Origin of the sequence: Pseudohaemophilus paraphrohaemolyticus (genome assembly GCF_003253115.1) — a bacterium.
Taxonomy (GTDB): Bacteria; Pseudomonadota; Gammaproteobacteria; order Enterobacterales; family Pasteurellaceae; genus Haemophilus_A; species Haemophilus_A paraphrohaemolyticus_A.
This window is the reverse complement of record NZ_QEQF01000005.1, coordinates 1-12491: the sequence shown is the minus strand read 5'-3', so window position 1 is coordinate 12491 and position 12491 is coordinate 1. Positions and strand designations below refer to the sequence as shown.

Here is a 12491-nt window from a genome sequence, read left to right as displayed (position 1 = left end):
ACGATTTCGGTAGAAAAATAATGAAATACTATCATCCTCAATCCCACTTCACCTTCACGATCTCCCCTTCTAACTTGGAAAATAGGCGGGCGCAACACGTGCAGACTTTTGCCAATCGTGGGCAAGAAATACCCACTTACGTTGCGCAAATCAATGGCGAAAATCAACCGCTTGCAGCCCCATTTTTCTTTGAAAATAGCCGCTATGAATTTGAGTGGATTTTTCATCAGCCTGTTAAAAATGTGCGGTTAAAGCATAAATTGGCTGCGGTAAATGAGGTCTTCAATTTTTATCAATATGCCGATACGCAAACTTTCCGCGGTGTCATTGATACGGGCAACGATATTGGCTGGTTTCACTTGCCGTTAAGCTATGAGCTTGAAGGCATTGTGCATCAATTTGAATATGCCTTTGAAGTGTTACCAAGCAAAATGGATCTGCATAGCGATTTGCCCGCAATGTATCAGGATATTGATGAAACCTATCCATTGTGGCGTTTTAATTTAGCGGAGAAAACCGAGCAATCGATGAAAGATAGTCACGAACGGGTGGATTTTTCGTTGCTGTGGTTGGCACAATTTCAACGGTTACAGGAAGATTTTTCTAAAGCATTAAATGTGGTAGCAAACAGCCCGCATAACCGTTTGCAAGCGGTCGAAAAACAGCAAAAAGCGGCAAAAATCAAAGGGAAGTTACCTGAACGTACAGCGATGAAAATCCGTAATGATATGGCGAACGGATTATATCACAAAAGCTATCTGCTCACGGAAAAGCACCTTTCAGTGGATACGCCAGAGAACCGTTTTGTGAAAATGACCGTGGCGCGTTCTCTACAAATCTTAAGCCTTTTTGACCGCACTTTACGCAAAGAAAATGTGAAAACCAACCGCTTGTCTGAAGCCTTTTTTGAGCGTTTAAGCGGTTGGCTAAAGCCGTTAAAGCAGATGAAACATCAACCTTTTATGCAACAGGTGGGCGTATTTCAAGGTTTGATGAAAGAGAGCCTTGTGTTACAACAGCGTTCGGGCTACAGCCGTGTGTTTCAAATTTGGCAAGAGCTGAAGCATTATTTGGATTGTTTTGAGCAAAATCAGGCAGAAATTTCGCAAAAATCGGTGGCGGACATTTATGAGGTTTGGTGCTTTTTAACGCTCAGACGTTGCTTGCTTGAGCTCGGATTCCAAGAGAAATTAAGTCAAAAGGCGGAATTACTCCAAAATGAAGATTTCAGCCTAAGAATGAAAGATGGCATTAGTGGGGCTTTTGAATTTGAAAAAGAGGAGATTTTTATTCATCTTGCTCACGAGCCTGTGTTTGGAAAACATAAAGAGAGCGGGATTAAATCGTTTATTACAACGCAGAAACCCGATATTTATTTGGAAATTGAGTTCCCAAATAAGCAACGTTATATCTGGCTGTTTGATGCGAAATATCGAATCAAAACTGAGCAAGAGTGGGGCGAAAATGAGGATATTGAACATATTGATTATGTGCCTGATGACGCGATTAACCAGATGCATCGTTATCGCGATGCGCTGATTTTGATGAACGAGAAAGATCTTAATCCAAAATCTCGCCCTGTGTTTGGTGCCTTTGCGCTTTACCCTGGGTTTTTCGATCAACAAGCGGTCAAAAACCCGTATCAAAATGCGATTGAGCAGATTGGAATCGGGGCATTTGCCTTATTGCCGATGGATAATGGCGATGTTTGGCTCACTGAATTTTTGTGTGAAAAGTTAGCGTTGCAAGATCCGCAACATCAATTACTTTTACAACACGAAGCCCGTATTGCTGATCATGGAATGCAACAGCGGTTGTATCAAAATTTGGTGCTGATGATGAGCTTGGGGGAAAAGCGTTCAGATGAATATCTTGCCCAATTTAAACAAGGTAAGCTGAGATGGTATCACATTCCCATTGCGACTTTTGCACTTAAAATGCCTGATTATTTGGCAAGCGAAATTCAATTTTTAGCCTTGGCTTATCAAGGGAAAATTGAACGAATTTATCCCGTGAAATCGGTACGGAAATTACCACGTTCGAAAATTTCTATGGAACAAGAAGGGGCGAAAAGCCAGAGTGAAGAGCTTTATTATCTGTTCGAATTAAGCAAACCTTTGCGGTTGGAACAAGTGATTTCTGGTGTACCAAGACTAAATGAGAAAGGTGAAGGTTTCCGCAATTCGATTAAACTCACTACGCTTGAGAAATTGGATGAAGTAACCTCGTTTGAGCAAATTGAGGCAGTAATGTTTTAATAATGGTTATCAAATTGATAAAAATGTTAATAAATAATGAATATCCGCTCAATGCTAACTCATTTTAGGTATTTGTATTTGATAAAGTAAGGCAACAGGCGTAGAATCGCACACTTTCCGAAACTCGGAAATTTTTTATATTCTAAATTAATTCAAGGACACACAAATGAGCTTATTCTCATAACCATCTAGACGCCGCTATGGCGTGGCAGTGTTTGTTGGCATTATCGCTGGTATCATCTCCGCTTTCGTAAAATGGGGTGCAGAGCACCCATTCCCACCACGTAGCCCAATTGATTTATTCACTGCTGCGTGTCCACAACCTGTTTTAGATGCGTTAAATTCAGGTGCATTAGCAATGGATGGCGCGTTACAACAATGTTCTCGTGCATTTTTAAACCCACCGCATGTCTTCTTACGTGACTACTTAGGCATAGAGCCAACTCAAGCGGCATTTACCTTTGCAGACCACGCATTCAACTGGATCGGTGTAACTCATATGATCTTCTCATTAGTGTTCGCCATCGGTTACTGCATCGTGGCTGAAATCTTCCCGAAAATTAAATTTTGGCAAGGTATTGGCGCGGGTATCATTGCCAACATCTGTGTTCACTACATCACATTCCCTGCGTTAGGTTTAACGCCAGCCGTTGCAGAATGGCCATTATATGAGCACATCTCTGAATTAGTCGGTCACATCTTCTGGTTCTGGACAATTGAGGTCATTCGTCGCGATTTACGCAACCGTATTACTCACAAACCAGATGTTGATGAAGTAAGCCGTTAATTGATGATTTAAGTAAAAAGAAACCACAATCAAATGATTGTGGTTTTTTTATTTGGAATATAAAGCAATACATCAGGAAAATTTGACCGCTTGATTATGCATTAAACTTAGTCCATTTTTCTAATACAATTTCTTTTGCCTTTTCAGGCTCAAGACTATCCAACCACGTAATTTCACTTTGCCAACTACGTAACCACGTAATTTGGCGTTTGGCTAGTTGGCGGGTGGCGCAGATGCCTTTGAAAATGGCTTCATCTAGCGAAATATCACCTTGCAGATATTCCCACATTTGGCGGTAGCCTACGCAGCGAATAGATGGCAAATCAATATTCAAATCGCTACGTTCGAAGAGTTTTCGCACTTCTTGTTCAAAGCCAAGCGCAATCATTTTATGAAAACGCTGCTCAATACGTTGGTGCAACACAGCTCGATCTTCAGGGGCGATGGCGAATTGCAATACGTCATAAGGTAAACTTTCGCCCTGTTGAGCTGTAAGCTCGGTCATTGTTTTGCCTGTGATGTAGAATACTTCCAACGCTCGGTTGATGCGTTGGCTGTCGTTCGGATTGATGCGGTTTGCTGAAACGGGATCGATTGTCATCAAATCTTGATGCAAAGCACCCCAGCCAAATTCTGCTGCTTTTTGTTCAATTTTAGCTCGCACTTCACTGTCAGCAGAAGGTAGCGGCGAAAGCCCTTCAATCAAAGCTTTGTAATAAAGCATCGTGCCGCCAACGAGCAACGGAATTCGACCGCTTGCAGTGATTTCTGCCATCTCTTTTAAGGCATCGGCTCGGAAATTCATAGCGGAATAACTTTCCGCTGGGTCTAAAATGTCAATCAAGCGGTGCGGTGCTTTTGCCAATTCCTCAGGGCTTGGCTTTGCTGTGCCGATATCCATTCCTTTATAAATCAAGGCGGAATCTACACTAATCACTTCCACAGGCAGGCTTTCACGCAAGGCAATTGCCAAGTCAGTTTTGCCCGAAGCGGTCGGACCCATTAAAAAAATCGCTTTAGGTTTATTATTCATCTTTTATTCTATTTTTATTCTGATCTGAGCGACATTTCGCCAATCGCAAAGGTATTCAGTTCTCCATTTTGCTCAAGCACGAGTTCGCCTTGTTCGTTAATGCCACGTGAAATACCGTGAATTTCGTGATCGTTGGCGATCAATTTGACTGCTTGGTTTTGGAAAATATTGAAGGTTTGCCAGCGTTCTTGGTAGTGTGAAAAGCCAACAAGCGGGTAAATTTTCATGTTTTTTTGTAATGCCTGCACTAAATCGCATACGAGTTTATTGCGGTCGAAATGGTATTGCGAAAGATCAGACCATGCTTGCGTCACAATCTTCTCATCTACCTGTGCCATCCCTAAATTCAGCCCGATGCCGATAACCAAATGAATCCCCTCTCTGTTGGCTTTGGTTTCAATCAAAATCCCGCCCATTTTTTTGCCTTGATAATAAACATCGTTCGGCCATTTGATCTGAATATCTTGCACATTTTGGGCTTGCAACGCTTCGGCAATAATCAGCGAAACAACCAAGCTCAACGCAGGTAAATTGTCTAATTCTTCTTGTTTGTAATGCCACAGAATTGAGAAATAAAGGTTCTCACTTTCAGGTGAAAACCATGTTCTGCCTCGTCTACCCCGACCTGCGGTTTGGGTTTCAGCAAGACAAACCGTGCCTTGTTCGAAGGTTTGATAATGTTCAAGCAAGTAAGCGTTGGTGGAGTTGATTTCATCGAACACAAAGGCTTGCCCACATAAAAGTGCATCTTGGATTTGAGATTGATTGAGTTTCATTTTTCTCTCATAGTTTGCATAAAAAATCACCTAGCAATGCGGTTGATCCACAATGCTAGGTGAAAATCATATCATATTATTTAAGCTAAAATTAGGCTTTTGTTAAGTCTAAATCTTTGGTTTCTTTTGATGCCCATAAAGCGATAAAGGTAATCAATGCATTTACCGCTAAATAGATGCCGACACCTAAGATCCCATAAGCGGCATTGATTTTGATCGCGAAGGTTGCCGCAATGGTTGCCCCCACAATTGACGCGAAGTTATACGCCAATGATGCACCAGAATAACGTACTTCTGTTGGGAATAATTCAGGCAGTAATGCTGCCATCGGGCCGAAAGTAAAGCCCATTAACACCATACCCACGACAAGGAAGAAGAATACAGACATTGGAGTACCGTTTGATAGGAATAATGGCATAGCTAAACCGAAAATCCCCATTGCAAAGGTTACCCATAATAAGAATTTACGACGACCAATTCTGTCTGCATAAATGCCCGAAATGCTGGTAAAAATCGCAAATACGATAGCATTTAATAACAATAAGCCTGTAAATGTATTAGGTGCAATGCCTAAACCCATTGGGTGTCCTGCTTCAGAGAGTTTTGCTGGCGTGCGAGAATACACTTGTGCGAACGCCGTCATAATATAGAACAACACGTAAGTTGCCGTCATAATGAATGTGCCAAGAATTAACGGTTTTAAATGATGACGGAAGACCACAGAAACAGGGGCTTTTTGCGTTTTGCCTTGTTGCTCAGCTTCGCGGAATACGTGGCTTTCGTGCAAGGTTAAACGCACCCATAAGCCCACCATAACCAACACTATTGAAGAGATGAACGGAATACGCCAGCCCCATTCTACTAAGCCTTCATGACCTAAAAAGTAGCTTACTAAGAAAAATGAAGCATTTGCTACGAACAATCCAATCGGTGCACCTAATTGAGGGAAAGTACCGTACCACGCACGTTTACCTTCAGGTGCATTTTCGGTTGCTACTAATGCTGCACCGCCCCATTCGCCGCCTAAGCCTAAACCTTGACCAACACGGCATAAGCAAAGTAAAACAGGTGCCCAAATGCCAATAGTTTCATAGTTTGGCAATAAACCGATCATCACGGTTGAACCGCCCATCAATAATAAAGAGGCAACTAAGGTTTTTTTACGACCGATTCTGTCACCGAAGTGTCCAAATAATGCAGAACCAATTGGGCGAGCAAAGAAAGCTAATGCTAAAGTAGAAAGGGAAAGTAGCTCATCAGAAACTGGATCGCCACTTTTAAAGAATTGCGTGTTAAAGACCAACACAGCCGCTGCTGCATAAATATAGTAATCGAAGAACTCGATTGCAGTGCCGATCATTGAGGCAATTGCCACTTTTTTCGGATCATTACGAAGTTGATTTGACATATTATTTTTCTCAATAAAGTAAAAAGTTCGCAAATCCTACCATTTAAAAATTCTGTGAGCAATGTTATTAAAGCCCATAACATTGGTAATGTCTTTATAAAATATTGAAATTTTATACTTTATTAGAGAAAAATACTATATTTTACAATACAAACGGTTTCCTTATAGAGAATTGAATATTGATAGGTATCATAAAATTTTTTTAATCAATTAAGCGTTAAATATTATCGAGTAATCAACTCACTATCAATTTCGCCATTTTTGCCCATAAAACGCACTTCTGGGTGTAGTTCTACCCCAAATTTATCACGCACTTTTTGGCGTACCGCTTTAGCTAAATTTACAATATCCATGCCTGTAGCATTTTCTTTGTTAATTAAGACCAACGCTTGTTGGGCATGCACTGCTGCTCCGCCCACTTGGAAGCCTTTTAAACCGCATTGGTCAATCAACCAACCTGCAGCAAGTTTCACCGTACCATCTGCTTGCGGATAATTTGGAATGTTTGGGTAAGCGGTCTGAATTTGTTGGAAAGTTACAGCATCAATCACAGGGTTTTTGAAGAAACTGCCTGCATTGCCAAATTTATCTGGATTTGGTAATTTGCTCGAACGCACAGCACACACTTCTTCAAACACTTGCTGAGCCGTTACAGTTTCAGGCTCAAACTGAGCCAACGAACCATAATTCAGCACAGGTGTCCATGCTTTTGGTAATTTCAAACCAACAACAATAATCGCATATTCATCTTTGTATTCGTGCTTGAAAATGCTGTCGCGATAACCAAAACGGCACGCCTCTTTACTTAGGCGAGAACGCTCGCCCGTTGGCAGATGCACAACATCGACAAAATCGCACACATTAGCAAATTCCACGCCATACGCTCCAATATTTTGAATCGGTGCAGAACCCGCCACACCAGGGATTAAGGCTAAATTTTCTAAGCCGTAAATGCCAAGAGAGAGTGATGTTTTCACTAACTCGTGCCAATTCTGCCCCCCTTGTACGTGCAGATAGTGGAAATTAGCATCTTCACGCTGTTCAATGCCCTGCATTTTATTGATGAGCACAACACCGTGGAAATCATCGGTAAAAAGCACATTCGAGCCTTGTCCTAAAAGCAAAACAGGCTGGTTGGCGTTAGTTGCAGTTTGCCATGCAGTTAAAAGTTGCTCAACATTAGTATATTCAATAATTTCTGAAGCCTTGGTAGGCAGATGAAAGGTGTGAAAAGGAGTTAAACTTTGCATAATATTTAATCGGTTAGAAAATTTCGGGCATTTTAACATAAACAAGCGGTTGATTTTGCATTTTGATTTGCAAAATCAACCGCTTGTTTTCTAATTTATGCTTTTCATCTAAAATTGCATCCAATAAAAGGCTACTGTGTCATTTTCTCCGCAATTGTTAAAAAACCATCCGCTGTACGGAAAATTTCACCAAAGCCTTGTGCGTCTAAAATTTTATCCGATACCTCACGAAATGCCCCTTCACCGCCTGATTTCTCCAACACCCAATCCGCTTTTTCTTTTACGTAATCGTGGGCGTTTTTGGTCGCAATCGCTAAACCACACACTTCAAATGCGGGTAAATCAAGCGTATCATCGCCAATAAAAGCGGTTTGTTCTGGCGTTACGCCAGCTTGCTGCATAATATCGAAACAGGCGGAGCGTTTTTCCATTTTGCCTAAATGAGCCAGCTTGATTTTCAGCACTTCAAGGCGTTTACGAAGCAAAGAATGATCGCCACCTGAAATCACGGCAACCTGAATGCCACAAGTTTGTAGCATTTTCACGCCTAAACCATCGTGTACGTGAAAGCGCTTCATCGCTTCGCCTTCTGCGGTGTAATACAAGCCGCCATCGGTAAGCACACCATCCACATCAGTAATCACTAATTTAATCTTGGTTAAATCCATTGTTTTGCCCTTTTATGATATGATTTGCCTATTATAGCCTTTAGTCACGCAAAAAAGAGAAGTGTTATGTCGATTTCTGAAAATTTATCTCGTATTTATCAACAAATTGAGCAGATTTCTCGCCAATATCAACGAGAAAATGTGCGTTTGTTAGCCGTTTCTAAAACCAAGCCTGTGCAAGCGATTGAAGAAGCAATCAAAGCAGGGCAACGAGCTTTTGGTGAAAATTATGTGCAAGAAGGTGTGGAAAAAATAACCTATTTTGCTGAAAATAAAGCGATTGAATGGCATTTTATTGGCCCGTTACAATCAAACAAAAGCCGTTTGGTAGCGGAAAATTTTGATTGGATTCAAACGGTAGATCGTCTCAAAATTGCTGAGCGTTTGAATGAGCAGCGCCCTGAGCATTTACCACCGTTGAATGTGTTAATTCAAATCAACATCAGCGACGAAGTCTCAAAATCGGGGATTCAGATTGAGGAGATGCTGCCACTTGCAGAAAAAATAAGCCAGCTGCCACGTTTGAGATTACGCGGTTTGATGGCAATTCCAAAGCCTGAAAGTGAGCCAGAACAGCAGAAAATCGCGTTACGCAAAATGAAGGAACTTCTTGACCGCTTGCAGCAGCAATTTGAAGGCATTGATACGCTCTCAATGGGAATGTCCGACGATATGGCGAGTGCGATTGAGTGTGGCTCAACCATGGTACGCATTGGCACAGCGATTTTTGGGGCGAGGGAGTATAACAAGCAATAAATGGAGATTATTTGTGGATAAGCATTCAAAAACTGATATACTTGCCAAGTTTTTTAACCCAACCAATGAGGACATTTCAATGGCTGATTTTAATCAAATTTTAACACCAGGCGATGTAGACGCTGGTATTATCAATGTAGTAAACGAAATCCCTGAAGGCAGCTGCCACAAAATCGAATGGAACCGTAAAGTTGCGGCATTCCAATTAGACCGTGTTGAGCCTGCAATCTTCGCTAAACCAACTAACTACGGCTTCATTCCACAAACTTTAGATGAAGATGGCGATGAGCTAGATGTATTATTGATCACTCGCCAACCATTAGCGACAGGCGTGTTCCTTGAAGCGAAAGTAATCGGTGTGATGAAATTTGTAGACGATGGCGAAGTAGATGACAAAATCGTTTGTGTGCCAGCAGATGATCGTGATACAGGCAATGCATACAACACATTAGCAGACTTACCTGCGAACTTAATCAAACAAATTGAGTTCCACTTCAACAACTACAAAGCGTTGAAAAAACCAGGTTCTACTAAGGTAACTCACTGGGGCGATGTAGAAGAAGCGAAAGAAGTAATTCGTGAATCAATCAAACGTTGGAATGAACGTTAATTTGATTTTTTAGATTAAAATCAATCCTCCTATATCTTGAATTTTTGTTGTAAATCTTGTTCATTATATAGTGAGGATTTTTTATGGGTATAGTAGATCAAAGCATTAGTTCGATTACTGACTGTAATCTTATTTTTTACTATTTGATTCTGCTCAACTGATTTCTCAATGTTCTCTTAAATGCTTCGGCTAATATTTCATAATTTAATGCTTCTTCTAAATCAGTTCTCATTGCTTCATTTGGTTTTTGAGCAGCAAGTTGATTGAGGTGCATTATGTTGAGCTTCGGAAATGGCTGTTGCAAGAGGTGGATTTTGTCGCCTTTTTTGCAAACGCCCGCTTTAATCACTCGGACATACCAGCCAGTTAGGCCTTTTTCTCGCACAATTTTCTGGGTATCGGAATATTCGCTGTTGAGGGATAAACGTTCGCACGGTTTACGTGGTTGCGAAACTTCGACAATAACCTCGCCAATCTGGTAATGATCGCCCACGCAAACATTATATTCATCTAAGCCAGAAACGATGAAATTCTCACCATAAATCGCACTACCCCGCCAGTCAAAATCCTTGCCAATTAAGCTTGTGAGATGTTCGAATGTTTTCTCTGCCATAAAGAAAAGGGCTTTATCCACGCCGCCGTGATGCGCTTTTAAGCCAACATCGTTGCCCTCAGCCCCAATTTCATTCACGACCATTTGCTCAACAGGTTGCTTGCGAATCGCACTTTCAAGCGTAGTGCCATCGGCAAAAGTAATCTTTTCCACTAAACCAATTTTCATTGCTAACACTTCTGCTGTCATTTTTTCTCCTGATTTTTACTGTTAGTCATCTTTTCTATCGCTGATTTTACCACTGAAAATGGGATAAACTCCTGCTCTAATCGCACATTTTTCCCAAATTGGTGATATTGTAAGGCAAGATAGAGCTGTAATTCATCCTCGGTTAAGAGGGTAAGGTTTTCTATCTTTGGTTTGCTCTCTTTACTCCAAAAATAGGGGTAATTGAGTAAAGTTTCTTCATCCATTAAGAAAGAGATGGTATGTGGAAAATGCCTGCGTAAGCGATCCAAAATTGCAAAACCGTGCGTATCTAAATTGCCCCAATAATAGATCTCACATTGATTCAACCATTTTGCTTCAGCTAATGCTTGCCAGCCATAACCTGCCCCCAAAATTTTCTTTCATTGCTAAATGCTCTTCGATGCTTAAGTTAATTAAACTTGAATAAGCCCCATCACTATTTTTCACAATTGCTATACTTGAAACAAATGGCTCAATAAAGGCAAAATTGAAAAAACTAATAATTAACGGAGAGCTAGTTGCACAAAGTAATTTTCAAGTAGGATTATTCTGTCGATAATTTCGGAGGGTAAGAAAGTCTAATGACATATTTTTATAATTTCAGATAAATTATAGATTTATAAAAATGCCCCTATTTAGCATCGATTAATCTAACTAAATAGAGGCGGTGATATAATTTAGTATATAATTAAATTAAAGTTTTGTTAAAAGCATTGCTTCTAATTTTTCTTGGTCAATGGCAAATTTACGGATGCCCTCAGCTAATTTTTCTACTGCCATTGGGTCTTGATTGTGTTCCCAATAGAATTCTGCTTCGGTCATTGGTGCTGGGCGGGCTTGAATTTCGCCGTTAAAGCTTAATTTACGCACTAATGGTTCGTTGTTTTCTTGTAATGCTTTCAATAGAGCAGGGGCGATGGTTAAGCGATCGCAACCTGCTAATTCGGTAATTTCACCTACATTACGGAAACTCGCACCCATTACCACGGTTTTGTAGCCGTATTGTTTGTAGTAGTTGTAGATTGAGGTAACAGAAACTACACCTGGATCTTCATCTGGTGCGTATTCTTTTTGATCTGAATTTACTTTGTACCAGTCTAGAATACGTCCAACAAATGGAGAGATGAGGTACACGTTTGCTTCAGCACACGCACGAGCTTGAGCTTGTGAGAATAAAAGGGTGAGGTTACAGTTAATACCTTCTTTTTCTAATTGCTCTGCCGCTTTGATACCTTGCCACGTTGAAGCGATTTTAATTAAGATGCGATCATTTGAGATACCTGCTTCATTATAAAGAGCGATGAGCTTTCGTGCTTTAGCAATGGTTTTTTCTGTGTCGTATGAGAAGCGAGCATCGACTTCAGTTGAAATACGCCCTGGAACGATTTTTAAAATTTCTAAACCGATGTTTACTGCTAATTTATCTTCTGCATCAACTAGTTGTTGTGCTTTATCATTGCTTTTTGTTTTTGCATAAGTAACAGCTTCATCAATAAGTGGTGCATACTGTGGTAATGCCGATGCACTTAAAATTAAAGAAGGGTTAGTGGTAGCATCTTGTGGTTGGTATTGCTTGATTGCATCAATGTCACCGGTGTCAGCAACTACTACTGTCATGTCTCTTAAAGCATCTAATTGGCTCATAATGTTTTCCTATCGTGTTATCAATGAATTGTTGAAAATATATTTATATATAATAGCCGATTTTTTCTCGTATTTATGTGAGATAGATCACGCTTTTCTGAATGTAATCAAAAGTAATCCTAAATTCAATCAAAAATTGTCAAATGATTACTTCAATAGTGTAAAGCATTAGATAAGAATATAGTGTGATGTTTAATTGAACAATATTTGAGGTAAAAATACGCTTTGTGATTCAAATGTAAACAAACGGTAAGATTTTTAAAATTTTTTGTAAAAAGTGCTTGCACGAGTTTTATTTTTCTCTATAATGCACCCCACACAACGACGCACTGTTGTGAATGATTTAAATTGATATGCAGTGCGTCGTTTCTTTTTGTTCTTTAACAACTTATCAGACAATCTGTGTGGGCACTTGTTGATTGACTTAGTTAAAATATTTTAATTTTGAAGTCTTGATAAAAGTGCTAACTAGAAATTCATTTTTACCTTTAAATTAAAT

General features: G+C 40.2%; 12 protein-coding genes. 4 read left to right on the top strand and 8 right to left on the bottom strand.

The window, feature by feature from the left end:
- The first annotated feature begins 20 nt into the window (after nucleotides 1-20).
- Together DPV92_RS05935 and DPV92_RS05930 are read left to right on the top strand one after the other, a co-directional pair.
- Nucleotides 21-2258 (top strand): DUF2357 domain-containing protein, encoded by a 2238-nt coding sequence (locus tag DPV92_RS05935; protein ID WP_111354097.1) that lies wholly within the window; start codon nucleotides 21-23, stop codon nucleotides 2256-2258.
- 205 nt (nucleotides 2259-2463) lie between these two features.
- Complete coding sequence (locus DPV92_RS05930; RefSeq protein WP_225791967.1) at nucleotides 2464-3045, top strand: YagU family protein; 582 nt, start codon at nucleotides 2464-2466, stop codon at nucleotides 3043-3045.
- A 94-nt stretch (nucleotides 3046-3139) separates the two neighbouring features.
- On the opposite strand, the gene miaA is transcribed toward DPV92_RS05930, so the two are convergent.
- The 5 genes from miaA to DPV92_RS05905 form a co-directional block, all read right to left on the bottom strand.
- Nucleotides 3140-4078, bottom strand: coding sequence for a tRNA (adenosine(37)-N6)-dimethylallyltransferase MiaA (gene miaA / locus DPV92_RS05925; RefSeq protein ID WP_111354096.1), 939 nt, complete (start codon nucleotides 4076-4078; stop codon nucleotides 3140-3142).
- A gap of 14 nt (nucleotides 4079-4092) precedes the next feature.
- Nucleotides 4093-4854 (bottom strand): biotin--[acetyl-CoA-carboxylase] ligase, encoded by a 762-nt coding sequence (locus DPV92_RS05920; protein ID WP_111354095.1) that lies wholly within the window; start codon nucleotides 4852-4854, stop codon nucleotides 4093-4095.
- Between the two features lie 91 nt (nucleotides 4855-4945).
- Nucleotides 4946-6262 (bottom strand): MFS transporter, encoded by a 1317-nt coding sequence (locus DPV92_RS05915; RefSeq protein ID WP_111354094.1) that lies wholly within the window; start codon nucleotides 6260-6262, stop codon nucleotides 4946-4948.
- A 224-nt stretch (nucleotides 6263-6486) separates the two neighbouring features.
- Nucleotides 6487-7512, bottom strand: a complete 1026-nt coding sequence (gene murB / locus DPV92_RS05910) for a UDP-N-acetylmuramate dehydrogenase (protein WP_111354179.1) — start codon at nucleotides 7510-7512, stop codon at nucleotides 6487-6489.
- Between the two features lie 131 nt (nucleotides 7513-7643).
- Nucleotides 7644-8180, bottom strand: a complete 537-nt coding sequence (locus tag DPV92_RS05905; RefSeq protein WP_111354093.1) for a KdsC family phosphatase — start codon at nucleotides 8178-8180, stop codon at nucleotides 7644-7646.
- A gap of 66 nt (nucleotides 8181-8246) precedes the next feature.
- Here DPV92_RS05905 and DPV92_RS05900 point away from each other — a divergent pair, with 66 nt between their 5' ends.
- Entirely contained in the window at nucleotides 8247-8936 is a 690-nt protein-coding gene (locus DPV92_RS05900; RefSeq protein WP_111354092.1) for a YggS family pyridoxal phosphate-dependent enzyme, read from the top strand.
- A 79-nt stretch (nucleotides 8937-9015) separates the two neighbouring features.
- On the top strand, nucleotides 9016-9546 hold the full coding sequence (locus tag DPV92_RS05895; RefSeq protein ID WP_005705412.1) for an inorganic diphosphatase: 531 nt from the start codon (nucleotides 9016-9018) through the stop codon (nucleotides 9544-9546).
- A 139-nt stretch (nucleotides 9547-9685) separates the two neighbouring features.
- Here the strand turns inward: DPV92_RS05895 and DPV92_RS05890 are convergent, their stop codons facing one another.
- From DPV92_RS05890 to tal, 3 genes are all read right to left on the bottom strand, one after another.
- Nucleotides 9686-10348, bottom strand: coding sequence for an MOSC domain-containing protein (locus DPV92_RS05890; protein ID WP_111354091.1), 663 nt, complete (start codon nucleotides 10346-10348; stop codon nucleotides 9686-9688).
- Entirely contained in the window at nucleotides 10345-10719 is a 375-nt protein-coding gene (locus DPV92_RS05885; protein ID WP_192574185.1) for a DUF2220 domain-containing protein, read from the bottom strand. The genes DPV92_RS05890 and DPV92_RS05885 overlap by 4 nt, the downstream gene beginning before the upstream one ends.
- A gap of 322 nt (nucleotides 10720-11041) precedes the next feature.
- Nucleotides 11042-11992: a transaldolase gene (gene tal, locus DPV92_RS05880; protein WP_404810743.1), complete on the bottom strand. Its 951-nt coding sequence runs from the start codon at nucleotides 11990-11992 to the stop codon at nucleotides 11042-11044.
- Nucleotides 11993-12491: the final 499 nt, after the last annotated feature.

Coding starts and splice junctions, on each gene's coding strand:
- DPV92_RS05915 (WP_111354094.1), bottom strand. CDS start 6,262: ATGTCAAATCAACTTCGTAATGATCCGAAAAAAGTGGCAATTGCCTCA.
- DPV92_RS05905 (WP_111354093.1), bottom strand. CDS start 8,180: ATGGATTTAACCAAGATTAAATTAGTGATTACTGATGTGGATGGTGTG.
- DPV92_RS05890 (WP_111354091.1), bottom strand. CDS start 10,348: ATGACAGCAGAAGTGTTAGCAATGAAAATTGGTTTAGTGGAAAAGATT.
- DPV92_RS05935 (WP_111354097.1), top strand. CDS start 21: ATGAAATACTATCATCCTCAATCCCACTTCACCTTCACGATCTCCCCT.
- DPV92_RS05900 (WP_111354092.1), top strand. CDS start 8,247: ATGTCGATTTCTGAAAATTTATCTCGTATTTATCAACAAATTGAGCAG.
- miaA (WP_111354096.1), bottom strand. CDS start 4,078: ATGAATAATAAACCTAAAGCGATTTTTTTAATGGGTCCGACCGCTTCG.
- tal (WP_404810743.1), bottom strand. CDS start 11,992: ATGAGCCAATTAGATGCTTTAAGAGACATGACAGTAGTAGTTGCTGAC.
- DPV92_RS05920 (WP_111354095.1), bottom strand. CDS start 4,854: ATGAAACTCAATCAATCTCAAATCCAAGATGCACTTTTATGTGGGCAA.
- DPV92_RS05895 (WP_005705412.1), top strand. CDS start 9,016: ATGGCTGATTTTAATCAAATTTTAACACCAGGCGATGTAGACGCTGGT.
- murB (WP_111354179.1), bottom strand. CDS start 7,512: ATGCAAAGTTTAACTCCTTTTCACACCTTTCATCTGCCTACCAAGGCT.